Origin of the sequence: Magnetospirillum sp. XM-1 (assembly GCF_001511835.1) — a bacterium.
Lineage (GTDB): Bacteria > Pseudomonadota > Alphaproteobacteria > Rhodospirillales > Magnetospirillaceae > Phaeospirillum.
The window spans coordinates 2,146,414-2,170,506 of sequence record NZ_LN997848.1 but is presented as its reverse complement, the minus strand read 5'-3'; the positions used below and the strand labels follow the sequence as shown (position 1 = coordinate 2,170,506).

At 66.2% G+C, this 24,093-nt stretch carries 23 protein-coding genes; 3 read left to right on the top strand and 20 right to left on the bottom strand.

Features of this window, described 5'->3' with window-relative positions; translation table 11 throughout:
- Positions 1-32: 32 nt before the first annotated feature.
- Positions 33-2,225 carry a 1,4-alpha-glucan branching protein GlgB gene (gene glgB / locus XM1_RS10135; protein ID WP_068433177.1) on the bottom strand — a complete coding sequence of 731 codons (2,193 nt, stop codon included), beginning with the start codon at positions 2,223-2,225 and terminating at the stop codon, positions 33-35.
- A 235-nt stretch (positions 2,226-2,460) separates the two neighbouring features.
- Between glgB and XM1_RS10130 the strand changes: the two genes are divergently transcribed.
- Positions 2,461-2,685 carry a hypothetical protein gene (locus tag XM1_RS10130; RefSeq protein WP_068433175.1) on the top strand — a complete coding sequence of 75 codons (225 nt, stop codon included), beginning with the start codon at positions 2,461-2,463 and terminating at the stop codon, positions 2,683-2,685.
- A 246-nt stretch (positions 2,686-2,931) separates the two neighbouring features.
- On the opposite strand, the gene XM1_RS10125 is transcribed toward XM1_RS10130, so the two are convergent.
- The 6 genes from XM1_RS10125 to XM1_RS10100 form a co-directional block, all read right to left on the bottom strand.
- Positions 2,932-4,608, bottom strand: coding sequence for a methyl-accepting chemotaxis protein (locus tag XM1_RS10125; protein ID WP_068433173.1), 1,677 nt, complete (start codon positions 4,606-4,608; stop codon positions 2,932-2,934).
- Positions 4,609-5,003: 395 nt separating this feature from the next.
- Positions 5,004-5,468 carry a hypothetical protein gene (locus XM1_RS10120; RefSeq protein ID WP_068433171.1) on the bottom strand — a complete coding sequence of 155 codons (465 nt, stop codon included), beginning with the start codon at positions 5,466-5,468 and terminating at the stop codon, positions 5,004-5,006.
- Positions 5,432-6,094, bottom strand: coding sequence for a sulfite oxidase heme-binding subunit YedZ (locus XM1_RS10115; protein WP_068433169.1), 663 nt, complete (start codon positions 6,092-6,094; stop codon positions 5,432-5,434). Before XM1_RS10115 ends, XM1_RS10120 begins: the two co-directional genes overlap by 37 nt.
- Positions 6,094-7,020 (bottom strand): protein-methionine-sulfoxide reductase catalytic subunit MsrP, encoded by a 927-nt coding sequence (msrP, locus tag XM1_RS10110; RefSeq protein ID WP_068433168.1) that lies wholly within the window; start codon positions 7,018-7,020, stop codon positions 6,094-6,096. The genes XM1_RS10115 and msrP overlap by 1 nt, the downstream gene beginning before the upstream one ends.
- A 67-nt stretch (positions 7,021-7,087) precedes the next feature.
- On the bottom strand, positions 7,088-8,164 hold the full coding sequence (locus XM1_RS10105) for a M48 family metallopeptidase (RefSeq protein WP_068433166.1): 1,077 nt from the start codon (positions 8,162-8,164) through the stop codon (positions 7,088-7,090).
- Positions 8,161-9,237 carry a YjgN family protein gene (locus tag XM1_RS10100; protein WP_082700439.1) on the bottom strand — a complete coding sequence of 359 codons (1,077 nt, stop codon included), beginning with the start codon at positions 9,235-9,237 and terminating at the stop codon, positions 8,161-8,163. Before XM1_RS10100 ends, XM1_RS10105 begins: the two co-directional genes overlap by 4 nt.
- A 150-nt stretch (positions 9,238-9,387) precedes the next feature.
- Between XM1_RS10100 and XM1_RS10095 the strand changes: the two genes are divergently transcribed.
- Positions 9,388-10,362 (top strand): MDR family oxidoreductase, encoded by a 975-nt coding sequence (locus tag XM1_RS10095; RefSeq protein WP_197603123.1) that lies wholly within the window; start codon positions 9,388-9,390, stop codon positions 10,360-10,362.
- Here the strand turns inward: XM1_RS10095 and XM1_RS10090 are convergent.
- The 13 genes from XM1_RS10090 to nosZ all read right to left on the bottom strand — a co-directional run bounded on the left by XM1_RS10090 (position 10,352) and on the right by nosZ (position 23,304).
- Positions 10,352-11,212 (bottom strand): bile acid:sodium symporter family protein, encoded by an 861-nt coding sequence (locus XM1_RS10090; RefSeq protein WP_068433159.1) that lies wholly within the window; start codon positions 11,210-11,212, stop codon positions 10,352-10,354. The two genes, XM1_RS10095 and XM1_RS10090, sit on opposite strands and share 11 nt — an antisense overlap.
- Entirely contained in the window at positions 11,209-12,156 is a 948-nt protein-coding gene (gene menA / locus XM1_RS10085; RefSeq protein ID WP_082700438.1) for a 1,4-dihydroxy-2-naphthoate octaprenyltransferase, read from the bottom strand. The genes XM1_RS10090 and menA overlap by 4 nt, the downstream gene beginning before the upstream one ends.
- On the bottom strand, positions 12,153-12,884 hold the full coding sequence (gene ubiE / locus XM1_RS10080) for a bifunctional demethylmenaquinone methyltransferase/2-methoxy-6-polyprenyl-1,4-benzoquinol methylase UbiE (RefSeq protein ID WP_068433157.1): 732 nt from the start codon (positions 12,882-12,884) through the stop codon (positions 12,153-12,155). The genes menA and ubiE overlap by 4 nt, the downstream gene beginning before the upstream one ends.
- A complete protein-coding gene (locus XM1_RS10075) occupies positions 12,881-13,708 on the bottom strand; it encodes an ABC transporter permease (RefSeq protein WP_068433155.1) in 828 nt (275 codons plus the stop codon). Before XM1_RS10075 ends, ubiE begins: the two co-directional genes overlap by 4 nt.
- Positions 13,708-14,205 carry a hypothetical protein gene (locus XM1_RS10070; protein WP_068433150.1) on the bottom strand — a complete coding sequence of 166 codons (498 nt, stop codon included), beginning with the start codon at positions 14,203-14,205 and terminating at the stop codon, positions 13,708-13,710. The genes XM1_RS10075 and XM1_RS10070 overlap by 1 nt, the downstream gene beginning before the upstream one ends.
- Positions 14,206-14,216: 11 nt before the next feature.
- The gene (locus XM1_RS10065; protein ID WP_068433148.1) at positions 14,217-15,062 is read right to left on the bottom strand and encodes an ABC transporter ATP-binding protein; all 846 of its coding nucleotides are present in this window, start codon (positions 15,060-15,062) and stop codon (positions 14,217-14,219) included.
- A 61-nt stretch (positions 15,063-15,123) separates the two neighbouring features.
- Positions 15,124-16,086 (bottom strand): NapH/MauN family ferredoxin-type protein, encoded by a 963-nt coding sequence (locus tag XM1_RS10060; protein WP_068433145.1) that lies wholly within the window; start codon positions 16,084-16,086, stop codon positions 15,124-15,126.
- A complete protein-coding gene (locus tag XM1_RS10055) occupies positions 16,086-16,853 on the bottom strand; it encodes a 4Fe-4S dicluster domain-containing protein (protein ID WP_068433143.1) in 768 nt (255 codons plus the stop codon). Before XM1_RS10055 ends, XM1_RS10060 begins: the two co-directional genes overlap by 1 nt.
- Positions 16,846-18,498, bottom strand: coding sequence for a nitrous oxide reductase family maturation protein NosD (gene nosD, locus XM1_RS10050; protein WP_231920766.1), 1,653 nt, complete (start codon positions 18,496-18,498; stop codon positions 16,846-16,848). Before nosD ends, XM1_RS10055 begins: the two co-directional genes overlap by 8 nt.
- A 39-nt stretch (positions 18,499-18,537) precedes the next feature.
- Positions 18,538-19,209, bottom strand: coding sequence for a hypothetical protein (locus XM1_RS10045; RefSeq protein WP_068433142.1), 672 nt, complete (start codon positions 19,207-19,209; stop codon positions 18,538-18,540).
- 99 nt (positions 19,210-19,308) lie between these two features.
- Positions 19,309-20,067 (bottom strand): c-type cytochrome, encoded by a 759-nt coding sequence (locus XM1_RS10040; protein ID WP_068433140.1) that lies wholly within the window; start codon positions 20,065-20,067, stop codon positions 19,309-19,311.
- A gap of 58 nt (positions 20,068-20,125) precedes the next feature.
- Entirely contained in the window at positions 20,126-20,743 is a 618-nt protein-coding gene (locus XM1_RS10035; RefSeq protein ID WP_068433138.1) for a c-type cytochrome, read from the bottom strand.
- 254 nt (positions 20,744-20,997) lie between these two features.
- A complete protein-coding gene (nosZ, locus tag XM1_RS10030; RefSeq protein WP_068433136.1) occupies positions 20,998-23,304 on the bottom strand; it encodes a Sec-dependent nitrous-oxide reductase in 2,307 nt (768 codons plus the stop codon).
- 216 nt (positions 23,305-23,520) lie between these two features.
- On the opposite strand from nosZ, the gene XM1_RS10025 reads away from it, so the two are divergent.
- Positions 23,521-24,093, top strand: a complete 573-nt coding sequence (locus XM1_RS10025) for an SCO family protein (protein ID WP_231920765.1) — start codon at positions 23,521-23,523, stop codon at positions 24,091-24,093.

The window sequence follows — 24,093 nt, the reverse complement described above, 5'->3', positions numbered from 1 at the left end:
GATTCCGCGCCGGGTAAAGCGCCCGTCGCCCATCACCGCTCCCGCTTGAACACGCAGGTGGCGAGCGGCGGCAGGCGCAGGCAAACGGACCAGTTATGGCCGTGCCAGGGAACCTCTTCCGCCTGGACGCCGCCAGAATTGTGGATGTTGGCGCCGCCATACCATTCGGAATCGGTGTTGAGCAGCTCGCGGTACCAGCCGGGCTCGGGCACGCCGACGCGGTAGGATTCCCGCACCATGGGGGTGTAGTTGCCCGCCACCACCAGGAAGTCGCCCGGATCAAAGCCCTTGCGCAGCCAGGTCAGCACCGAATTGTCGCGGTCGTTGCAGTCGATCCAGGCGAAGCCCGCCTGCTCGTTGTCCAACTGGTGCAGCGCCGGTTCGGTGCGGTAGAGGCGGTTCAGGTCGCGGATCAGCCGCCTTACCCCCTCGTGCCGCCCGTCGCCCAACAGGTGCCAGTCCAGGCTGGCATCCTCGTTCCATTCGCGCTCCTGGGCGAATTCCGAGCCCATGAACAGCAGCTTCTTGCCCGGCTGGGTCCACATGAAGGCGTAATAGGCCCGCAAATTGGCGAAGCGCTGCCAGGGATCGCCCGGCATGCGGCCGAAGATGGAGCCCTTGCCGTGGACCACCTCGTCATGGGACAGCGGCAGCACGAAATTCTCGTGATAGGCATAGAGCTGGGCGAAGGTCAGGCTGTCGTGGTGATAGCGGCGGTGGATGGGGTCCTTGGAGAAGTAGCGCAGCGTGTCGTGCATCCAGCCCATGTTCCACTTGAAGCCGAAGCCCAGCCCGCCCAGATGGACGGGGCGCGACACCATGGGCCAGGCGGTGGATTCCTCGGCGATGGTCATGGCTCCGGGATGCTCGGCATAGACCACCTGATTCATGCGGCGCAGGAAGTCGATGGCCTCCAGGTTCTCGTTGCCGCCGTGGCGGTTGGGAATCCATTCGCCCGGCTGGCGCGAGTAGTCGAGGTAGAGCATGGAGGCCACCGCGTCCACGCGCAGGCCGTCCACGTGATACTGCTCCAGCCAGTACAATGCGTTGGCGTAGAGGTAGTTCACCACCTCGGTGCGGCCGTAATTATAGATCTGGGTGTTCCAGTCCTTGTGCACGCCCAGACGCGGGTCCTCGTGCTCGTACAGATGGGTCCCGTCGAAATGGTGCAGGCCGTGGGGATCGTTGGGGAAGTGCCCGGCCACCCAGTCGACGATCACTCCGATGCCCTTCTGGTGCAGGCGCTCCACCAGGGTGCGGAACTCGTCCGGCGTGCCGTAGCGCGAGGTGGGCGCGAACAGCCCCACCGGCTGATAGCCCCACGAGCCGCCGAAGGGATGCTCGTGAACCGGCAGGAACTCCACATGGGTGAAGCCCAGATCGGCGACGTAATCGCCCAGCTGGTCGGCCAGTTCCAGATAGGAGAGCGGGCGGTTCCAGTCCTCGGGCACCCGCTTCCACGAGCCCAGATGCACCTCGTAGATGCTGACCGGGGCATGGCGGTCGTTGCGCGCCCTTTGCGCCGCCATCCACTCGCCGTCGGCCCAGTCGCGGCGGCCCATCTCCCACACCACCGAGGCGGTCTTGGGCGGCACTTCGGCGAAATGGCCGTAGGGATCGGCCTTCAAGGGCAGCAGACGCCCGTCGGCGGCGACGATCTCGTATTTGTAAAGCGTGCCCTGGCCCAGGCCGGGAATGAAGATCTCCCACAACCCGGCCTCGTGGCGCAGCCGCATGGGATGGCGCCGCCCGTCCCAGAGGTTGAAGTCGCCCACCACCGAGACCCGCGACGCGTTGGGGGCCCACACGGCGAATTCCACGCCGTCCACGCCATCCACTGTGCGCACCTGGGCGCCCAGCTTCTCGAAAGTGCGCAGATGGGTGCCCTCGCGCAGCAGATGCAGGTCGAGCTCGCCCAGAACCGGCGGGAAACGATAGGGGTCGTCGAACTCCTCGACCGCGCCGTCGTGGCGCACCACCCGCAGACGATAGGGCGCGGCCTCCTTCAGCTTGACGGCGAACAGGCCGTCGTCGTGGACCCGCTTCATCTCGGTGGCGGCGCCGCCGGCCAGGATGAAAACGCTCTCGGCCTGGGGCTGGAAGGTGCGGACCACCGTGCCGCCCTTCACCCCGTGGGGCCCCAGCACGGCGAAGGGGTCGCCGTGGCGTCCCCGGGCGATGGAATCGGCGTCGCCGGGACGGATCAGTCTTGCCGCGTCGGGCATCAAGTCCCCTCCTGCCAGTCGAGACGACAAGTGTCTCCGCCTTTGGCCGGAAAGACAAAGGACGATTTCGCGGGGCCGGGTTTTCGCAGGCTAGTTTTTAAATAGTCTGATTGGACCTTCCGCAAAGCCCCTAAATCTGGTAGTAGATCAGCCTGAGGGGACCGGCCTCGTTCAAGGCCGGTTAGACAATTCGTGCGGCCCGTAGGGGGCGGCACCGCAAATCATGGAGCGTGTTATGGGCGTCCTTCCGAAGGTTCTGGGTCTCACCGTGGCCGGCGTGCTGGTCATCGCTCTGTATCTGGCCGTTCCCGTGCTCAGCGCCCTGTTCGGCGGCGTCGCCGATCCGAGCCCGGCCCACAGCCCGCTGGGCTTCTCGGTCTATCTGGGCTTGGCTCTGACCGCCGTCTTCACCAGCCTGGTGATGTATCTGGCCTCGACCGGCGGCGGCTCGCAGAGCTAAGCCAGTCCGTCAGGAAAGTTCGAAGCGCCCCGGCCCGACAAGGCCGGGGCGTTTTCGTTTGAGGTCACAGGATGGCCTTAAAGCTCGCCTGCTTCAGGTGGAAACACTCTCTCCACTCGTCATGCCCGGACTTGTTCCGGGGATCCACGTGGCTCCACCTGGCACCGTAGCGAACCGCTCCACGTGGATGGCCGGGTCGAGCCCGGCCATGACGCAAAGGGGGGGGTCTTATTTAACGCGCGGCCTCTAAGCGGCGCGCACGTCGGCCAGGAACTGGCGCACCTCGTGCTCCAGGGCGGCGCTTTCCTCCAGCAGGCCGTTGGCCGACTGGAACACCGCCTGGGCCATGCGCCCGGTTTCCGACGCCGCCAAGGCCACGCCCGAGATGTTGCTGGCCACCTCGCGGGTGCCCTCGTTGGCCTGATCCACGTTGCGGGCGATTTCCGCCGTGGCGGCGCCCTGTTCCTCGACCGCGCCGGCGATGATGGTCGCCAGCTCGTTGATGCGCGAGATGGTCCCCGAGATGCCGGAGATGGCCGCCACGGCCGATTGGGTCTCGGTCTGCACCGTGGCGATCTGCTGGGTGATCTCGTCGGTGGCCCGCGCCGTCTGCCCGGCCAGATGCTTGACCTCGTTGGCGACCACGGCGAAGCCCTTGCCCGCCTCGCCCGCCCGGGCGCTTTCGATGGTGGCGTTCAGGGCCAGCAGGTTGGTCTGGCTGGCGATGTCACTGATCAGGTTGACCACGTGGCCGATCCGCTGGGCGGCCTCCACCAGGCCGGAAATCTTGCGGGTGGCCTCCTCCGCCTCGCTTTCGGCGGCCTTGGCGATGTCCGAGGACTGACGCACCTGCCTGGAAATCTCGTGGATGGAACTGGACAGCTGGGCGCTGGCCGAGGCCACCGTTCCCACATTGGCGGTGGCCTCGTCGGTGGCGGACGAGACGGCGCCGCTCTGACGCTGGGTCTGCTCGGCATTGGCCGACAGGGTGTCGGCCGAGCCGTGCAGCTCCTCCACCGCCGCCTTGACCCGCCCCAGGGTGGCCTCGATGGATTCGTCGAAGCGCTGGGTGGCGGTCTCGATGGCCTTCTGGCGGGCCTCGCGCTGGGCCAGGGCCTTCTGCTCCTCGGCCTCGCGGGCGGCCGCCGCGATCAGGCCGACCCGCCAGCCGTCCAGGGCCTTGGCCAGCGGCCCGAACTCGTCCAGACGCTCGGCCCCCGGAACGGTCAGCGCGGTGTCGCCCGCCGCCAGACGCCGCACCGCCTCGACCAGCCCGCCCAGGGGCCGGGTGATGCCGCGGCCGATGGTCACCGCGAAGATCAGCCCGACCACCAGCGCGACCACGCCGATGACCATGGACAGGGTTCCAAAATTGCCGATCCGGTCATGCACCTCGGCCGCCTTCTCGTCGGCGGTGGAGCGATAGCCCTGGGACAGGGAATCGCCGATCTTGTCGATGGCGGCGCTGATCTTGGCGGCGCTGACCCTCGATTCCACGTATTCGGGATTGTCGAACGGCACCTTGCGGGCCTTCAGGTCGCTGATCTTCTCGACCCGGACCTTGTAGTCGGCGATCAGCCCGGCCAGTTCCTTCACCTGGGCCTGACGGGCGGGAACGATGGTGGTGGTGGCGGCCAGGCTGTCCACTTCCTTGATCAGGTCGCCGACCAGGGCGTTGGCGCGCTGATAGCGGCTGATGTCGTCGGTGGCGAAATAGACCCACATGTTGAAGCGGGCCTCGTAGATGTGGCGCTCGATGCTTTCCAGCTTCAGGGCGTTGTCGCTGGCGCGCCGGCTGGTCGAGACAATCTGGGCGATGTCGCTGGCCGACAGGACGGCGAAGGCCGACAGCCCGGCGATCATGACGATCAGCACGGCGAAGCCGGCCAGAAGACGCGTGGCGATACCCAGTCTTGTCAGCATGGTGTCCTCGTGGTTTCGGCTGACCCCAGGAGATGGCCAAGTCCGTGAAGGTGGTCGGAGCGCTTGAAACATGCCTTCACAAGGCAACTACAGTAACCATATGGATTACAAAACACTTCACCTGCCATACTAAGATATAGACCTGGCAATTCGACATATTTACCAGACTATAACTTCGCAACGACCATAGGCAAAAGCACGTATACTTCTTAATTCAAGCAATATCCAAGCTCATCATGCCTGTAACACATCTTCATTGTCCGCGAGGAGTCACAAAATACGATTGCGCGTATACCGTTTTCGAATACGCCAGGGGCAATGGAGAACAGCCGCCGCCGACCCGGCTCCGGTGGAGCAAGGTTTCGGTACAGTCGGGGATAGCGGTTGTGTGACGCCTACTGGCAGACCTTGTAGTCGTCGGTCACCTGGTTGCGCACCACCTTGGACAGCTTGGTGAAGGCGGCGAAACCGCGCTTCTCGATGGTCTGCAGCAGGTCGTCGATATTGTCGCAGAAGCCTTCGGTCAGCGAGATGTTGCGGGCATAGGTGACCAGCCGGCCGTCGGCATAGTTGATCTGGTACTTCCAGTCGTCGGGAAATTCCCGCTGCCAGGCCTTCTGGCGCCGGTCCACGGCCGAGCGGAACTTGGCGCCGTTGGCGCCCTCGATCTTCTGCCAGCGGTCCCTGGCGCCCGGCAGCAGGCGTTCGTTGCAGCGGTTGGCGGCCTCGCGCAGGAAGATGCCCTGGCGCACTTCCTGCTCGGCCTTGATCTCGGTCGTGGAAAAGCACTTCTTGGGCTTGGCCGCCAAGGCGGCGACCGGAGTCAGGACGAGGGCGAGGACGATTGCGGCGCGGAACATGGGGCAGCCCTGGAAGTGGAGGCCGGGCCAGTATGCCGCAGCCGCGCCCAGGCCGCCAGCCGCCAGCCGAGCAGCACGGCCAGGATGGCGGCGTGGATGGCCGGCTCGGTGATGTCCTTCTTGACCATCATCCAATGGTGGGTCACGCCCAAAGGCGCAATGACGTAGACCAGCCGGTGCAGCGCCCGCCAGCGCCGCCCCCCCAGACGCCGGACCATGGAATCGGTGGAGGTGACGGCGAGCGGGATCAGCAGCACCACCGCCAGCATGCCCAGCGTGATGTAGCGCCGCTTGACGATCTCGCGGCCGATGGCGTTCCAGTCGAAGAACTGGTCGAGCCCCACATAGGAGCTGAAATGCAGCACCACATAGGTGAAGGCGAACAGCCCCAGCATGCGCCGCCAGCGCCCCAGCGCATTCCAGCCGGTCAGTTGCCGCACGGGCGTCACGGCAAGCGCGATCAGCAGGAAGCGCAGCGCCCAGTCGCCGAGAGTGCGGTTGGTGGCCTCGATGGGATTGGCCCCCAGCCCGCCGGAAGTGCCGCGCCAGACCAGCAGGGCCAAGGGCAGCAGGCAGAGAAGGAATACCAAGGGTTTGACCCAGGCTTGGCGCAGCAGCTTGTCCATCAGTAGTTCACCGCCAGATCCATGCCGGCATACAACGACGCCACCTGCTCGGCGTAGCCGTTGAAGGGAAGAGTCGGGCGCCGGCGGAACTCGCCGATGCGCCGCTCGTTGGCCTGGCTCCAGCGCGGATGGTCCACCGCCGGATTGACGTTGGCGTAAAAGCCGTATTCGCGCGGCGCCGCCTTCATCCAGGCGGTCCTGGACGGCGTCTCGCTGAAGCGGATGCGCACGATGGACTTGATGGATTTGAAGCCGTACTTCCACGGCACCACCAGACGGATGGGCGCGCCGTTCTGGGGCAGCAATTCCTCGCCATAGAGGCCGACCGCCAGCAGGGCGAGCGGATGCATGGCCTCGTCCATCCTCAGGCCCTCCACATAGGGCCACTCGATCACCCGCGTCCGCTGGCCGGGCAGGCGCTCGGGGTCCTGCAGGGTGGTGAACTCCACGTATTTGGCCTTGGAATTAGGCTCGAAGCGCTTCAGCACCTCGGCCAGGGGGATGCCCACCCAGGGAATGACCATGGACCACGCCTCGACGCAGCGCAGGCGGTAGATGCGCTCCTCCAGCCTGTGGGGATTGATCAGGTCCTCGTAGCCGAGCGTGCCCGGCTTGGCGCATTCGCCGGCGACGGTGACGCTCCACGGCTTGGTCTTGCCGAAATAGCTGGGCGCCAGTTGGGCGGGATCGGACTTGTCCACGCCCAGCTCGTAGAAGTTGTTGTAGGTGGTGACGTCCTTCATGGGCGTCGGCGGCTCGTCGGTGGAAAACGGCCCCTTGACGGTGGAAAGCCCCGCCTCGGCCGGAAGGCCGGACAGCGCCAGGGCGCCCGCCGCGCCCAGGGCGAGAAAGCGCCGGCGGTCCAGCCACAGCGCCTTGTCGGTCACGTCGCAGTCGCGCAAGCCGCCGCCGGATCTGATCAACATGTCGGTTCCTCCACCACTCTCTTCCGAAGACGGGTTCGCCGCCCGTCTTCGGAAGGTTACATGGGGATCACGCCTTGGGTTTGGAACAGACCCGCTTCACCGCCTGCCAGTCGGAATCGGACAGGGCCGGCAGCCGGGGCGCGGGCAGCCGCCGCGCCTCGATGGCCGCCGCGCGGCGGCCCGATTCGGGATGGGTGCCCAGCCAGGCCAGCGCCTGGGTCCGCCCGCCCTCCATGACTTCCAGGCGGCGGAAGAAGCGGGCGAGACCGTCCGAGCCGATGCCCGCCGCCTCCAGCAGGGCCAGCGCCCCCAGATCGGCGGCGCTTTCGTCCTCGCGGGAATAGGCGCCGGCCAGCGCGGCGCCCAAACCGCTGGCCACCAGGCCCGAGGCGTCGCCGGTGATCATGGTGGCGAACACGCCGACGCCCAAGGCCCGGATCATGGCGGCGCTGACGTGGCGCTCGCCGATATGGGTCAGCTCGTGGGCCAGCACTCCGGCCAGTTCATCCGGCTCCTCGGCCTTGCCGATCAGGCCGGAGAACAAGATGATCTCGCCGCCCGGCAGGGCCAGGGCGTTGACGTCCCGAGAATGCAGCACGTGAACCGTGACCTGACGGCGTTCCGGCGGCAGCGCCTCGGCCAGCCGCCGGGCCAGGGCGTCCAGCACCCGGAGCCCTTCGCGCCCCTCGCAAGGCGTCATCTGGCCTTCCAGGCCGGCGGCGATGGACTGGCCCCACTGGCGCTCCAGCCCGGCGGGCACCAGATGGGCCAGCAACTTGGACATGGGCGCCAGCCCGATCAGCAGGCCGGCCAGCACCCCCGCCCCCAGCAGGCAGGCCAGCACCAATCCCATCCGCCGGGGCCGCGGCGGCCTGACGGCCCGGGGCAGCACCTCGCGGATGACATAGGCATCCTCCACCGCCAGCCGGGCGTCGGGCTCGGAGGCACAGCGCAGCCGCACGCCGCGCTTTTCCGGCCACTCGCCGTCGGCCAGCAGGTCCTCGGACTTCCACACGGCGATGAGGAAACCGTCCACCCCCCGGATCTCCAGGCCGGTGGTCAGCACGCGCACCACCACCTTGCGCGCCGCCGCGCTGCGTCCGTCGCTGAATCGTCCCGGCCGGTCGGCTTCCAGCCCGTTCAAAACTCGCCCGCTCCGTCGAGGACGGCCACCAGCCCCTCGCCGGTGGAGGGGCCGGCATCGGCCGAGCGATGCACGGCGGCGAAATCGGGCTCGCCCTCGACGCCGATGACCGCGCAGGCGTAGCGGAAGGTGCGAAGCGAGGCCCAGGGGCGCAGAATCCCCAAGCTGAACAGCGAGATGATCATGTTGCCCGCCACCAGACGCATCAGCCGCCACGCGCCCGTGTCGGCCGAAAAGCGGCTGCCCTCGAATTCGATGCCCGCCGCCAGGTTGCGGTAGAAGCCCGCCCGGTACCACGCCCAGGGCAGGGCCAGGATCAGCACCGCCAGCACCATGATCACCAGGGTGAAGGACAGCCCGGCGGCGGCCTCGTCCAGCGCCCCCTGCTCAACCATGGTGAAGGTTGCGCCGCCCAGCCCCATGGCCGCCACCGCGAACACCAGCCCGCTGATCCACACCAGGAAGAAGCGGCCGTAAAGACCGGACGCCGTGGCCTCGCATTTCAGATGGGTGTCGCCGAAGGTAGTGTTGCCGAAACGGTAACGGGCCAGCCACATCTCACCGGCCGGCCAGGCCCAGCCCAGGCTGAGCGGCACGGCGACCCACACCAGCAGCGAACGAAACGCGTAGCTCCAGCCCGAGCCGGTCTGGCCGCCCTTGATGCCGCGCCAGCGGGTGCGGCTCAACTGGTAGCGCCGCGCCCGAAAGAGCCCCACCGACACCAGCAGCACGGTCAGCAGGTACAGCACCGAAATCACCGCCCCGCCCAGGGGGTTTCCGGCGGTGACCAGAACCTGCGCCCAGCCGAAGCCGGCGACGATGGGCAGGTAGATCAGGACCAGGACCAGCAGGAAGCCGACGAACAATTCCTTGCCGGTGCCGGTGTATTCCACCGGATCATTCCAGGCCTGGGTGCCGCCCCACAGCAGGCGGCGCACCCTTGTCTTGCCCCAGAACCGGTAGAGCGACAAGGTCAGGATCGACAGCAGCAGGTTGACCAGGGCCAGCCGGACCATCCCCCCCGTCCCGGCTAAATGGGCAAAGGGGCGCTGGATGGTTGCGGTATCGCTCATGGCTTTCTCTCCGGCCGGATCATCGCCCAAGGTAACCGGGGCCCCCGATCTTGTCGATAACGCCCGGTGCGGGCCGCAACCGGCGCTGCTACACTGTCCATCGGCTTTCCATCCGACCAGGAGGCGAATGTGAGCGATTTTCCCGCCCTGATGCTTGACGAGACCGGCGGCAAGGTGACCGCCTCCATCCGCCGGCTGACCGAAGCCGACCTGCCCGAGGGCGAGGTGCTGGTCAAGGTCGAGTACAGCACCCTGAACTACAAGGACGGCATGATCCTGGGCGGACTGGGCCGTCTGGTGCGCAAATACCCGCACGTGCCCGGCGTCGATTTCGCCGGCACGGTCGAGGCCAGTTCCTCGGCCGAATTCAAGCCGGGCGACAAGGTGATCCTGACCGGCTGGCGGGTGGGCGAAACCCATTGGGGCGGCTACGGCGCCAAGGCCCGGGTCAAGGCCGAATGGCTGGTGCCCCTTCCCGCCGGACTGTCCACCCGCCAGGCCATGGCGGTAGGCACCGCCGGCTTCACCGCCATGCTGGCGGTGATGGCGCTCGAGGATCACGGCCTTCGCACCACCGACGAGGGCGAGGTGCTGGTCACCGGCGCCGCCGGCGGGCTGGGCAGCGTCGCCGTGCTGCTCTTATCCAGGCTGGGCTACCGGGTGGCGGCGTCCACGGGGCGCGAAAGCCTGGGAGATTATCTGCGTTCGCTGGGGGCGACCTCCATCGTCGACCGCGCCGAGGTGGGCGCGCCGCCGCCCAAGCCGCTGCTGTCGGAACGCTGGGCGGCGGCCGTGGACTCGGTCGGCGGCGCGACGCTCGCCAATACCGTCGCCTCGCTTCGCATGCGGGGTGCGGTGGCGTCGTGCGGCAATGCCGGCGGCGTCGAGTTCAATATGACGGTGCTGCCCTTCCTGCTGCGCGGCGCCAGCATCCTGGGCATCGATTCGGTGATGTGCCCGAAGCCCAGGCGCATCCTCGCCTGGAAGCGTCTGGCCGAGTTGCTGCCCTTGGACAGGCTCGACGCGCTGACCACCGAAATCCGTCTGGCGGAATTGCCCGAGATGGGAGCCCGAATCCTCAAGGGCGACGTCAAGGGCCGCGTGGTGGTCGACCCTAACCGGTAACGGTCCGGCTGCGCCGCCGCACCGCCCAGATGAAGGCGATGGCGGTGAGGTTCATGACGAAGGCGTAGACGATGCTGGGCACCATCATGGCGGGGTTGCCCAGCAGCGTCACCGCCACGAAGATGCCCAGCGCCCCGTTCTGCAGCCCGTTCTCCATCACCACGGCGATGCGGTCGGCCAAATCCAGGCGGGCGAACGCGCCCAGCGCCCAGGCCCCGCTCATGGCCGCCAGATTGAGCGCCAGGGCGGCCGGCACCACGTCGCCCACATGGTCGATCAGCGACTGGCGCTGGCTGACGAAGGCGCCCACCACGATCAGGGCGAACAGCAAGGTGGCGACGGGCCGCGCCAGGCGCCCCATCCGCTCGGCCGCCTGCGGCCACAGGCGCTGGATGGCCAGCCCCAGGGCCAGCGGCACCGTGTCTACCAGGAAGATCCCCAGCGTCATCTTGCCCACGGGAATCTCGACCGACCGGTCATAGCCGGCGAACAGGGCCAGACCGAAATTGACCAGCAGCGGCACGGTCACGGTGGCGGCCAGGGAGGTGAGCGCGGTGATGGTGGCGGCCAGCGCGATGCGCCCGCCGGCATGATGGGTCAGCAGGGCCGAGGTCACGCCGGCCGGACAGGCGGCCAGCAGGATCATGCCCACGGCGAAATCGGGCTGGGGCTTCCAGGCCAGCACCAGGGCGAGGCCGAGCGCGGGCAGCAGCACCAGCTTGGCCGCCAGCCCCACCGCCATGGCCTTGGGCTGGCCAAATACGACGCGGAAATCGCGCCCGTCCATGGTCAGGCCCATGGCGAACATGATGAAGGCGAGCGCCAGGGGAAGCGCGGCCTGGGTGATCACAGCAGCACTCCCACCGCCAGCAATCCGGCCAACAGCAGCTGGAAGCGCGCCGTGGACGCCAGGATGGCGTTGAAGGCCGGACCACGCGGACTCGTGGCGAATTTCAGGATCAGCCACAGGGCGAAAGGCAACGCGCCCAGACACAGCCAGCCGCCCTTGGGGCCCAGCGGCGAGGCCAGCAAGCCGACCGACGCCAGCAGCAACATGCCGTAGACCGCCTTGGACGCCTCGATGCCGGCGCGGATGGCCAGGGTGCGGCGTCCGGCCAGCCGGTCGGCCTCCATGTCGCGGTAATTGTTGGCCAGCAGCACCGCCGCCGCCACCGCGCCGATGGCAATGCCGACCATGATCGACTGACCGGTCAGGGAAAGGGTCTGCAGGTAATAGGTCCCGCCCACCGCGCCGATGCCGAAAAAGGCGATGACGAAGGCTTCGCCGCTGGGGGTATAGGCGATGGGCTTCGGCCCGCTGGAATAGGCCCAGCCGGCCAGCAGCGAGGCCAGCCCCAGGGCGATGATGGGCCAGCCGCCCAGCCAGACCAGATAGAGGCCGACCAGGGCGGCCAGGGCGAAGCTGACCAGCGCGGCGCGGCGCACCCGCTCGGGCGTCGCCCAGCCCAGCGCGGTGACGCGCGGCGGTCCCTGGCGCAACGGCTGGTCGCCGCCACGGACCGCGTCGCCCACGTCGTTGTAGAGATTGGTGCCCGCCTGGATGGCCAGCGCCCCCAGCAGCGAGGCGGCGAAGGGCCTGGGATCGAGGCCGCCGGTATCGGCCAGCGCCAGGGCGCTGCCCGCCACCACGGGTGCCACGGAAATGGTCAGCGTCTTGGGCCGGATGGCCAGCCACCACAGCCGCCAGCCGTCCGGCGGCTGGTCGACCCGGCTGGCATGCTGTCCATCGATGACCAGCGACGGGCTTTCGGGCTGGCCGGACTCGAGCTTCATGACGCGGGCTTCACGCCGGAATGCAGGCAGGCGATGCCCATGGACAGATTGCGCCAGTCGATACGCTCGAACCCGGCGACGCGCATCAGCCCGGCCATTTCCTTTTGATCGGGGAAGCGGCGGATGGATTCCACCAGATAGGAATAGGCAGCGGGTTCGCGGGCGATCCAGGCCCCCAGGCGCGGAATCACATGGAAGGAATAGGCGTCGTAGAACGGACGGATCAGCGCCCAGGGCTTGGAGAATTCCAGGCAGACGAACCAGCCGCCGGGCTTTAAGACCCGGAAGATCTCGGCCAGGGCGGCTTCGGGGCTGGTGGCGTTGCGCAGACCAAAGGCGATGGTCAGCGTGTCCACCGAATTGGTCTCGAAAGGCATGGCCTCAGCCTTGCCCTCCACGAACTGGACGCCGAGGCCCCGGCAGCGCTTCTCGCCCACCGCCATCATCTCGGGCGAGGGGTCGCAGACCATCACCCGGCGGTCGGGCGCCGCCAGCAGACGGGCCACGTCGCCGGTACCACCGGCCAGATCGACGATCACCTGTCCCGCCGCCGGGCGGGCCGCCCTGACCATCGCCCGCTTCCACAGGCGATGGATGCCGAAGCTCATCACGTCGTTCATCAGGTCGTAACGCGGCGCCACGGCGTTGAACACCGCGCGGATGCGCTGCTCACGCTCTTCCGGCGTGACCGACTGGAAGCCGAAGGTGCCCGAAAGCGATGAGGTCAAGGAAGATCACCCCGACGGAACAGGAAGTAGCCGACCCCGGCGCTGAGCGTGCCCAGCGCGATTGGATAAGCAAGTGCGAATGTAAGATAGCCGCTGCGGCCCAGCGCGTCGAGGATCACATAGGAGCTGGGCCCCAGCACCACCATCTGCGGGTCGAACAGCAAGATGGCGGCGGTGCGGAAGCTTTGCAGCGGATTGGCCACCGCGATGCCGACGATCAGTTCCAGCGGCAGCCTTTCGCGGACCATCAGGCCCAAAAGGATCAGGTCGAGGAACAGGAGCAGCACCAGCCAGGTGAGGAAGGCGCCGGTCTGCGCCACGTCGGGGGTGCGCGCCAGGGTGGAGATCAGCATGCCGATGCCGAGAAACGCCCAGGCCAGGGCCACCAGCAGGGCGGTGTAGAGCACGAACAGGCTCCAATCCACCTCGATGCCGCGCAGCGCGGCATAAATGGCCGCCACCGCCATGGCGCCGAACACCGGCAGGAACACCACCACGAAACGGCCGAGCATCTTGCCCCAGAACCAGGCGTAAAGCGGCACCGGCAGGGACAGCATGTATTCGAACACGCCGGCGTCGCGGTCGCCCGCCACGGATCTCACCGTGGTGATCAGGATGAACACCGGCAGGATGGCGACACAGAGCTGGATATACGTGACCAGCAGGCGCGACAGGCCGGTGAAGCCCAGGATGCGCGATTCGGTCAGGCCAAAGACGAACAGCAGCACCACGATGCCGCCGAACACGATGGAGTAGAACATGAACCAGCGGGACCGCAGCGATTCCGCGATGTCCAGCCGGGCGGTGAGATAGAGCGCGTTCATCAGCCGTCTCGCGTCGTGGGGTTCGAGGGGGTCTCCGAGGGCTCGCAACGACTGGTGGAGCCCCGGGCCAGCACGGCGTTCTTCATGGCGACGTAATCGACCGCCCCATTCCGCCCCTGGCCCAGCGCGCCGAAGCCGTGGGCCATGGGAGTATGCTGGCCATCGATGTAGAAGGCCTTGCGGCCGTCGATCCACTTTTCCGTCTCGACGCCGCCGACCCAGAACTCCACCGACGCGTCGTCGGCCCAGCCCTGCTTGGCCATCCACAGCACCGCGTCGCCCAGATCGTCGAACTTGCGGACCTTACCGTCCTTGCCCCGCACCTGGGCGGCGAAGCGGGGATCGTCGATGATCATGCCGCAATATTCGCAGGTCTCGCGGCCCCACTTGATCTCCACCGGCCCGGTGGATTGCTGGCCGCAGGCCGACACGGCGATCGCCATGCCCGGCACCAGGGCCAGGAAGCGGCGGCGATTGACGCTATGACGCTCGCACATTTCGTCCGCTCCTATTTCATCTCGATGCCGGCCACCAGACCGGCATAGCGGGCCAGCACGCCCAGGAAGCGCAGCCGGTCGGGGCCGTTGACCACGCCCCGCCACGCCGTGCCGTCCTGCTCGGGCTGGAAATGCCAGTCGCCCATGGCACGCGCGAAGGCCGGCTCGGCCCGCGTCAGGCGCACCACGCAGTCGAGGCGCGCCGTCATCTCCACGTCGTCGGCGACGCGGTCGTCCAGCGCCACCTTTCCCTGGTCCATCTCGACCACGCGGTTGACCAGCGCCGCCACCTCGTCCAGGCGGTGGCTGGTGATCAGCATGACGGCGTTGTCCTTCCGCTCGTGCAGCAGGTGGAAGAAGATGTGCCGCGCCTCGGGGTCCAGATTGGCGGCGGGCTCGTCCATGATCAGCAGGTCGGAATCGCGGCCCAGCGCGATGCCGATCAGCATCTTCTGCTTCATGCCGCCCGACAGCTTCACGAAGGGGCGGCCCCGCACCATGTCCCAGTCCAGGCCCAGTTCGCGCACCATGGCGATGATACGGTCCGGGTCCGAGCCGCAGACGGCGGCCGAGAAGTTGACCAATTCGCCCACCGGCATCTTCAAGGGCGGCGGAATCTGCGGCACGAAGCCCACATGGGACAGCACGGTCTTGCGGTTGCCGCGCGGCGGCAAGCCGTTGACCGTGACCGATCCCTCGTGCAGGTACTCGCCCAGCAGGCAGCGGATCAGGGTGGTCTTGCCCGCGCCGTTGGAGCCCACCAGGGCGATCCGCTCGCCCTTGTCGATGGACAGGCTGACGCCGTCCAGCACCCGGTGGCGCTTGAAGGTCTTGGAGACGTTCTCGAAAACGATCATTCCCGCTGCATGTCCTCTTGCCCTCGCCCATCCCGGCCCAACTCCGGGAACGGGCTTCAACCTACAACAGCTTGTCCAAACCCTTGACCTCGAATTTCAGCGAGCCGGTGGGACAGGCGTCGATGCACAGGCCGCAGCGGGTGCAATCGGCGCCGATGGCGACGTTGACATCCTCGGCATAGGTCTTCTTGGTGCATTCCAGCACATGGGGCACCAGGCAGACCTTGCGGCAATCGCCCTCGTTCAGGCAATTCTCCATGTTGTAGGTCACCCGGAGCGGCGAGACCGCACCGACGAAGCCGTAGGTCAGCCCGATGGGGCAGATGTAGCGGCACCACATGCGGCGGATGAAGATGATCTCGTAGACCAGAAGGCCCAGCACCCAGACCATGGCCAGGCCGGGCCCGTAGATCAGGGCGCGGCTGACGATGCCGGTGGGCGAGATGGATTCGAACACCGTATAGCCGCTGACCACCGCCAGCAGGGCGAACACCACGTAGAGCACGGTGCGCGAGCCGCGGTGCAGGGGGTAGTCCACCACCATCTTGCGCTTGGCCAGCGCCAGATGGATCTTCTCGGCGATCTCGGCCAGCAGGTGGTAGGGGCAGGTCCAGGAGCAGAAGGTGCGCCCGCCCAAGAGCCACCACATGAACAGCACCGTACCGGTGCCGATCACCAGGTTGATCAGGATGACCTTGTAGGCCAGCATCACCTGGATGGCGGAATTCAAATCGGCGAAGTGGAAGCCGATGACGCGCGACGCGGTCAGCGCGCCTTCCACCAGCTGGACGTCGAAGCGGAACGACAGCACGAAGATCATGTTGACCATGATCAGCGTCGCCCAGCGGATGTTGCGCCACTTGTGGGAGTGCTTCTCGGCGTGGGCTTCCTTGATCTGGCGGGCCCGCTCGGTCCCCTTGACCTGCCGCTTGGCCTCCATCATGGCCTGGGCTTCGGGGGTGTAGCTGGCGGGCTTTTGCGGCGCCGCGCCCAGCATGATCTTGAAGGATCGGAGGAGCTTCATCACGCGTCTCCCCACTTGCGCCGGATGTCGATGACGATGGAGGCCGGCTCGGTCGGGCAGATCATCTCGCACATGCCGCAGCCGACGCAGGCCTGGTGCACCACCGGGGTCCTGCGCTTGTCGGCGGGATCCTTGCTCATGGGCTCCATGCTGATGGCGTTGGGAACCGGGCATTCGCGGACGCACAGGTCGCAAAGCTCCAGGTCGTACTTGTATTCGGCCAGCTTGACCGGCTTCCAGCGGTCGATCTCGGTATAGCGGTGGACGCCCTTGAAGGGCGCGGGCCGCGCCGGGCCCTTCCAGCCCTCGCCCTTGCGCGCCAGGCAGGCGTTGGGGCGGTCCAGGCGGGCGAGGCCCATATGGACCTCTTCCTTCTTGCTGATCTTGTGGCTGAGCGCCCCCGTGGGGCAGGCCAGCACGCACTGCACCGCGTCGCACGAGAAGTCGCAGGCCTGTTCGCGGGCCGGAACATAGGGCACGCCGACGCCGAAGCCCTCGTCCAGATCGCCGAGCGCGATGGCGCGCACCGGGCAGACCTGGACGCACTGGCCGCACTTGATGCAGGCCGCCAGGAACTCCGCCTCGTCGATGGCGCCCGGCGGCCGCAGCCGGGGCGTCCACTTGCGCAGCACCGGAAAGAATCCGAACAGCGAAGCGCCAACCACGGCCCCGCCCATGGCGATGGAGCGCATCACCATGCGGCGCGTCTTGTTGTTGGCGTGGGGAACAGGGGCCGCCGGCTTGGGCGTGCCAACCTCGTCAGTCATCATCCTTACTCCCAGCGGAGGAGGGTCGTTGCGGTTCAAGAGCCCCCCGACGCCTCTGGAATGCCGGCGCGGCGTCCGAAGCGTTGCCTGGCGCGGCAGGAATCAGGGTGGCGGGAGGCGGCGCGGGCTGGGCCGGAGCAACCGGCGGAGCCACGGCGGGAGCAGGCGGCGGAGCCACGGCCGGAGCCGTCGGCGGGGTATAGGGCGCCACGTCGAGCTTGGGCGCGAAGACCGCGCCTGCGGCACGCTCGGACTGGCCGGACGCGCCGCGGTCGTGGGCCATGGGCGTCTCGCCCGCAGGCTTGGGACGGTCGGCGTTCTTGCGCAGGTCCTCGGTGGCCTCCAGCGTCGAGCCGGCGCGAACCTTGGCGTCGGCCGCCACCAGGGGATGCTTGTCCTCCAGCATCAATACCGGCTCGGAAAAGGGCGCCAGGCGGTCGAGGAAGTCCAGAACCTCGAGCAGCGGCGTGCCCTTGAAGAAACGGGTGTTGGGCTTGTCCATCCACACCCGTCCGGCATAGTTGAACAGCTTGTGCGGCTTGTCGCCCACGCCGTTACCGTCGCGGTCGAAGCCCTGGTAATCCTCCCAGCGGTTGGAATCCCAGACATTGCGCTTGGCGCTGCCGCCGCCATAAACCGCCACCTCGGTGATGTTGCCCGAGAACAGGTTGCCGGTGAACTCGTTGTCCTTCCAGTCGTTGAGGAAAGACACGCCGATGTCGTTGTAGGCGATGCGGTTGCCGCGGATGTGGTTCTTGCTGTCGGGTTCGTAGGGCGCCACGTCGATGGCGATACCCTGGGAACAATAGAGAATGTCGTTGTTCTCGATCACCACGTCGCTGCTTTCCTTCAGCGAGATGCAGACGCCCTGGGCGCCCACCGCCTTGGCGATGACGTTGTTCCGGAGTTCGTCACCGGTGTCGTACATCATGGAAATGCCGGTGGAATTGTCGAAGAAGTAGTTGCTTTCGGCGATGTTGTACTGGGCCTGCATCAGGTGCAGGCCATAGCGCCCGCCGCTCTGGCGGTTACCGACGAAGCGATTGTGGGTGGAATACCAAAAGACGATGTCGCGCCCGTTGATGAACTGGTTGTTCTCGATCAGGTTATGGTGCGAGTACCACAGCTTGATGCCGTCACCGCGCCTCCCTAAGCTGATCTTCTTGCCTTCCACCACGTTGTTGCGGACCACGTTGCGCTCGGACTGCTCCAGGCTGAAGCCGAACAGCACGTTGTCCATGCGGTTGTCTTCGACCAGGTTGTCCTTGCCGCGCACCTGGATGCCGGCGTCCTGCTGGGCGTGGCTGGGTCCCGAATTGGTGATGCGGAAGTTGCGCACGGTGGCGCCATCGGTCTTGATCCACAGGACGGAGCCCACGCCCTCGCCGTCCAGGGTCACCTGGTTCTTGCCGTCGAAGACGATCGGCTTGCTGACCACCAGATGGGATCTGTAGCGCCCCGGCGGCGGCGTGATCACCTGGCCCGGCTGGGCGATGTCGATCAAGGCCTGCAGCAGGGTGGAATCCAGCAGCGGCTCGGAATCCTGGCCCTGTGGCGCAGCCCCGGCGGGGGCCAGGCCGGCGGCGAAGACGAATGCCAGTGTCGCCAGTCTAGACTTTGAAAAGGTCTTGAACCAAACAACCATGGACCTCGTCTCCGCTCCTTGCCCTTAATGCGAACGGGACTACTTCGACTTCAGGGCCTTGCGCTGCAGCAGCAACGCCACGATCAGGCACAGCGAGGCCAGCAGCAGCATGCCGAAGCCGTAATGGGGATAGGAGAAAGTACCGAACTGCGCCACCTTGCCCTCGCCGAACACGGTGGGCATGAAGGGCTTGACCGAGAAGGCCGCCCACGAGCGCAGGTTATGGCCGAACCACCACAGCCAGGCGGAATAGTCGACGACGAAGGCCACCGGGATGACGATGCCCGACAAGGGCAGCACCCACCAGAACGGCCCCGCGTAGACCAGGAAGGCCAGCAGCATCACACCCACCAGCGAGAACAGGTAGGGAGCCGCCTTGATCTCGTACTTGGCGCCCACCTCGATGGGCTCCATGCCGATGAAGTGGTTGATGACGTTCATCTCGTGGACGCAGTCCAGGCCGCCTTCCTCGTCGCCCCAGGCGGCGTCCTTGGCGTCCTTGGGCTTTTCCTGGCTAGTGCAGCCGTTGAACACGCCGTTCATGTGGAAGTGGATGCGGATGCCGTCGGGGAAGGTCTCGGCCGGATAGTTGGGAGCCTTCAAGGCCACCCACCAGATGGGCGAGAAATACGCGCCGCCGATAAGAAGCGCAGCGATCACGGTCAGGATTCGCACGAGCGCCGGCTTGCTCTTGCTGTTGTTATTGGCCATGGAAATCAACCCCGTAGGCTTGTCAGGTGGATCGGAGGGAGGGCGGCGACCCGAAGAATTCCGGACGCCGCCCCATTGTCCACCTTATATCAGAAAAATCTACTGGAAGTCAGGATTTTTCCAGCCCTTGGGCGCGACGAGATTCGCCGGGGGCTTCAGGCGCGAGGTGTAGTCCAGCACCGCCTTGGTGTCGCGATCCGTGAAGGTCTGGATCTGCTTCATCATGTCGGGGTTGGCGTTGCGGCGCTTGCCTTCCTTGATCCACTGGTACTGGCGCAGCAGGTATTCGTAATGCTGGCCCTGGATGCGGGGATAGAACTTGTCGTTGTCGCCGGCGCCGTCGGCGCCGTGGCAGCGGGTGCAGTTCTCTTCGTACAGCTTCTTGCCGAGGGCCAGATCCTTGCCGTCGCCCACGCCGGGCTCGGGGTTCATCTTCAGCTTGACCGCCATGTAGGCGGCCACGTCGGCGATGGCCTGCGGGCCGCCGATCTGCGACGGCAGGGCGAAGGGATACATGGTGGGGTTGTCGCGGTTGAGCGCGCGGATGTCGGCCAGCTGCTTGATCACCACCTTGGGATGCTGGCCAGCCAGCTGCGGGAAGGTGCCGTCGGTCAGGCCCCAACCTTCCATCTGGTGGCAGGCGGAGCACACCTCGTAGACTTCCTTGCCGTTAGCCAGGTCGGGCTTGAGGTGGAGAGCCTCGTCTTCCTCGCCGCCGCCGGCATGCCACTGGTAGCCTTCCTCGCCGAGCGACTTGCCCTTCTGGGGGGTAGCGCCACCGGCGGCGATGGCGGCGCCACCGACCACGAGAGCGGAAACAGCGACCATGGCGGCCAGACTGTGCTTAAGCTTCAACATCGTTCTATCTCCAGGGTCTAGCGAACTGGGCCGCACACTAGCGCAGCCCAATCCGGCCTCACTTGACTGTGGACAAGTAATCCGCAATCTGGGCGATTTCGTCGTCATTGACCAAGTGCATCACAGGCTGCATGGCGTTGGCCTTGCCGTTGGCGCGGGTGCCGCTCTTGATGTCCTTGGTCTGGGCCAGGATATAGGCCTTGTCCTGGCCGGCGATCATGGGATAGCCGGGCAGCGGCTTCTTGCCTTCCTTGCCGTGGCAGGCCACGCAGGTCTTGGTCAGGAACAGGGTCTTGCCCGGGTGCGGCGCACCGGCGGCAGCGGCGGCGGCGGCGGGCGCCTCCTTCAGGCTGGCCAGGTAATCGGCCACCGCCTTCATGTCGTCTTCCGCCATGTCCTCGACGATGGGCTTCATGGAATCGGCGCTCTGGCCGTTGGCGCGCGCGCCGGCCTTGATGTCCTTCATCTGGTTGAACATGTACTCGGCGCTCTGGCCGGCCAGCTTGGGGAAGCCTTCCTGCAGCGGGGTCTTGGCGTCCTCGCCGTGGCAGGCGGCGCAGCCCTTGTCGGCATAGATCGCCTTGCCATCGGCGGCGAGCGCGGGCGCCAGGGTGACGGCGCCAAAGGCGGCGGCCAAAGCCATGACGGGAAGCTGCCGCTTGATGGTCTTGAACATGTCTGATCCTCTCCAGCTCGGTACGACCGAGGGCATGGCCCAGCCTGCCCCCGAATTTCCACGGAAACTACGCTCCGGACGCGACCGTCCCCATGACTTTGGTTAAGTATTGATCTGTTCGGAAGCGTCGGCGTGACAAAGGTACAAAAGACGCTTCGGTACAAAAAGAAAGGCGGAGCGGGCAAGCCCACCCCGCCAGATCCTTTGCGCGGCTACCGGGGCGGGCGAACCCGCCCCGGCCATACCGCAACCGCTTACTTGGCCGGAGCGGCCTCCACCTTCTTGGCGCCGTTCTGCTCCAGGAAGGTCTTGGCACGCAGGCCGATGTCGGCGGCCTTGACCTGATACTGGAACCACTGCTCGGCCCACAGGAAGGCGCTGTTGTAGTCGCCCTTGGCGGCGAACTCTTCAGACTTCTTCTTGTTCTGCTCGGCGTAGCCCAGCTGCTCGGTGGCGTCCTCGACCATGGCGACCACCTGCGGGAAGTCCTTGAAGTTCACGCTGGTGATGTAGCCGACGACGCTGTTGATGACGGCCTGGGTATCAACGTTGGCCTTCACGCGGGCGTCGTAGTCCTTCTGGCCGTAAACCTGGCCTTCCTTGCCCTTGGCTCCCGAAGCCTTGTAGTTGGCGGGCTGAACCAGCAGGTAGCCTTCCATCTCAAGGTGCAGCGCCGAGCAGAACTCGGTGCAGTAGTACGGGTACACGCCGGCCTTGTTGGCCTTGACGGTCAGCGAGGCGGTCTTGCCCGGCTCGATCGACAGGTTGCCGTTGTGCTTGGAGATGGCGAAACCATGGGTTTCGTCCTGGGCACGCTCGAGGTTGGTCAGGTGGACGGTGATTTCGTCACCCTCGTTCGCCTCGATGATTTCCGGCGTGATGTGCGAGCGGATCACGGTACCGAACACTTCGACCTTGCCCGGCTTCTTCTCGATGCGCTCCTGGCCGGGGCGAACCGCGAACGGCGACTTCTTCTCGGTGCGAGAATCGGTGCCGAACGGATAGCGGACGTTGGTCTTCAGCTTCTCCACCGCGATGGAGACGGCGTAGTGGGGCTCGCCCAGCGGCAGCGGCATATCGTACAGCAGCTGCATCTTGTCGCCGGAGATGTCGATCAGCTGGTGGTTCTGCGGATGCAGCGGACCCACCTGAGCGAAACGATCGATGGCCAGCTTGTTCAGAGCGATCAGGTACTTGCCCGCCGGCTTGGCGGTGTCGCCCTGCATGGCCATCAGGTGGCCGATGTTGTAGTGGACGGAAATTTTGTCCAGCACCTTGCCTTCACAGTAGTCCCACTTGGCGACCATGGAGTCCACGTACAGCGAGGTGTACGCGACGCAGGGCTTGGAGTCGTACTGGGTGTGGAGCGGGCCGAGGCCCAGCGCCACCTGCTTGTGGGCAACGGTCTCCAGCGCGATGATCGGAATGCCGTACTCGTCCTTGCCGGCGAAGGTGCCGGCCTTGATCGCGGCCTCGATCTTGGCGATGTCGTAGACGGTGGTGTGGCTGTCCAGCTTGCCGGACACCGTAACGTACTTGCCGTCCGGAGTGACGTCGGCGCCGTGGGGGCTCTTGGGCTCGGGGATGAGCACCAGGATGCCTTCCTTGACCGCCGTGTCGATGGTCAGCACGTTGTGGCCGTTGATCTTCTTGGCCTTGCCGGCCTTGACCAGCTCGGCGGCCTTCTTCCAGTTGATCACGTGCAGGTAGTCGTGGTCCTTGGCCGAGCAGCCCGCTTCGAAGGGCGGACGGCCGCGCTCGATGCCGCCGACGTAACGCTCGGTGCAGAAGGAGTTCACGAAAGCCCAGCCGTCCGACGGACCCTTGCCGAAGTCGGACAGATCCTGGCTGTAGGGGGGCAGCTCGAGGGAGAACGAGTTCTCGGGCTCGATGCGGCCGTGCTCGCGGTTGAACTTCCAGAAGGTGGTCGCGCCGCGATACTTCTCGTTGAACTGCTCCAGCGGAGCGAATTCACCGCCCAGCGGGGCGGGGTACTGGGCCGGCTCGATCACGTAGTCGGTGTTCGGGCTGACGAAGGCGCCGCCGTGCTCGGACTGCATGATCGGGTTCTGGACGATCTGCTTGGTCTCGAAGTCGCGCAGGTCGACCACCGCGATGCGGGGCGTGTTCTTGTCGTTGATGAACAGCCACTGGCCATCGCTCTCGCCGTTGGTCTCGGACAGCGCCGGGTGGTGGGTGTCGCCCCACAGAACCTGACGGCCGGAAACCTCGGAGCCCTGCTTCAGCACGGCCTTGGATTCGTCGTCATAGCCGTAGCCCTGCCAGGGCTCGGGGGTGAACACGCCGATGTACTTCAGAATGCGCATCGAGGGCACGCCGTACACGATCACCTGACCGCTCTGGCCGCCCGAGCTGAACACCATGAATTCGTCAAGCTTGCCGGTCGGATTGTAGGTCTTGGCCGCGGCCATCAGGTCGTTTTCGGTCAGACCACGGCGCTTCATCACATCCTGCAGCGACTCGGCCGAGGCAGCACTGGCCACAAGGGCGCCAAAGCTGACAGTAGCGAGCAGAGTCGCCAGTTTGCGGCTTCTATGCATCTTCCCCACCTTTTGAATTGTTGAAACTAAACAAATGATACCCAACCTTCGCCGAAGACGATGGGACCGGGGCGGACCAAAAGCCTTAACTTTCGTCAAGAAAGCCTACGTAAATTCCTCGCGCCCTCGGCATGGCCGCCGGGCTATGATCACGCTTCCCAAATGCCGGAATGAGAGGCATCAAGGGGCGTGACGAGGACTAAGGGACCCATGGACATGCGACGGTTGCTGCTTACTCTCATGATGTGCCTGGCCATGCTTCCGGCCGCCCGCGCCGAAGAGGATTCCAGGGTTTCGGGGCGTTTCCTGCTGACCGACATGGACGGGCGGACCGTCACCGACGAGATGTACCGGGGGAAGGTCCGCCTGGTCACCTTCGGCTACACCTTCTGCCCCGACATCTGCCCCACCGTGCTGAACACCTTGTCGGTGGTTCTTGATCAATTGGGCCCGGACAAGGCCAAGGTGGCGACGCTGTTCATCTCGGTGGACCCCGAGCGCGACACCCCGGCCCATCTCAAGGAATACCTGAACGCCTTTCCCGACATCACCGGCCTGTCGGGCACGCCCGAGCAGGTCGCCGCCGCCGCGCGCAATTTCAAGGTCCGCTACGAGCGCCAGAAGCCCGAGGGCGACGACCCCAAGAGCTATGCCGTGGACCACACCGCCTCCATCTTCATCATGGATCGCGAGGGCAATTTCCTGGCCAAGATGCCGCACATGTCGGCGCCGGACCGGGTGGCGGACCGGGTGCGCTCGTACCTGGCGCCGCGCCGGGCGGAGAACTAG

Coding starts and splice junctions, on each gene's coding strand:
- glgB (WP_068433177.1), bottom strand. CDS start 2,225: ATGCCCGACGCGGCAAGACTGATCCGTCCCGGCGACGCCGATTCCATC.
- XM1_RS10130 (WP_068433175.1), top strand. CDS start 2,461: ATGGGCGTCCTTCCGAAGGTTCTGGGTCTCACCGTGGCCGGCGTGCTG.
- XM1_RS10125 (WP_068433173.1), bottom strand. CDS start 4,608: ATGCTGACAAGACTGGGTATCGCCACGCGTCTTCTGGCCGGCTTCGCC.
- XM1_RS10120 (WP_068433171.1), bottom strand. CDS start 5,468: ATGTTCCGCGCCGCAATCGTCCTCGCCCTCGTCCTGACTCCGGTCGCC.
- XM1_RS10115 (WP_068433169.1), bottom strand. CDS start 6,094: ATGGACAAGCTGCTGCGCCAAGCCTGGGTCAAACCCTTGGTATTCCTT.
- msrP (WP_068433168.1), bottom strand. CDS start 7,020: ATGTTGATCAGATCCGGCGGCGGCTTGCGCGACTGCGACGTGACCGAC.
- XM1_RS10100 (WP_082700439.1), bottom strand. CDS start 9,237: ATGAGCGATACCGCAACCATCCAGCGCCCCTTTGCCCATTTAGCCGGG.
- XM1_RS10095 (WP_197603123.1), top strand. CDS start 9,388: ATGCTTGACGAGACCGGCGGCAAGGTGACCGCCTCCATCCGCCGGCTG.
- menA (WP_082700438.1), bottom strand. CDS start 12,156: ATGAAGCTCGAGTCCGGCCAGCCCGAAAGCCCGTCGCTGGTCATCGAT.
- XM1_RS10075 (WP_068433155.1), bottom strand. CDS start 13,708: ATGAACGCGCTCTATCTCACCGCCCGGCTGGACATCGCGGAATCGCTG.
- XM1_RS10070 (WP_068433150.1), bottom strand. CDS start 14,205: ATGTGCGAGCGTCATAGCGTCAATCGCCGCCGCTTCCTGGCCCTGGTG.
- XM1_RS10065 (WP_068433148.1), bottom strand. CDS start 15,062: ATGATCGTTTTCGAGAACGTCTCCAAGACCTTCAAGCGCCACCGGGTG.
- XM1_RS10060 (WP_068433145.1), bottom strand. CDS start 16,086: ATGAAGCTCCTCCGATCCTTCAAGATCATGCTGGGCGCGGCGCCGCAA.
- XM1_RS10055 (WP_068433143.1), bottom strand. CDS start 16,853: ATGACTGACGAGGTTGGCACGCCCAAGCCGGCGGCCCCTGTTCCCCAC.
- nosD (WP_231920766.1), bottom strand. CDS start 18,498: ATGGTTGTTTGGTTCAAGACCTTTTCAAAGTCTAGACTGGCGACACTG.
- XM1_RS10045 (WP_068433142.1), bottom strand. CDS start 19,209: ATGGCCAATAACAACAGCAAGAGCAAGCCGGCGCTCGTGCGAATCCTG.
- XM1_RS10040 (WP_068433140.1), bottom strand. CDS start 20,067: ATGTTGAAGCTTAAGCACAGTCTGGCCGCCATGGTCGCTGTTTCCGCT.
- XM1_RS10035 (WP_068433138.1), bottom strand. CDS start 20,743: ATGTTCAAGACCATCAAGCGGCAGCTTCCCGTCATGGCTTTGGCCGCC.
- nosZ (WP_068433136.1), bottom strand. CDS start 23,304: ATGCATAGAAGCCGCAAACTGGCGACTCTGCTCGCTACTGTCAGCTTT.
- XM1_RS10025 (WP_231920765.1), top strand. CDS start 23,521: ATGCGACGGTTGCTGCTTACTCTCATGATGTGCCTGGCCATGCTTCCG.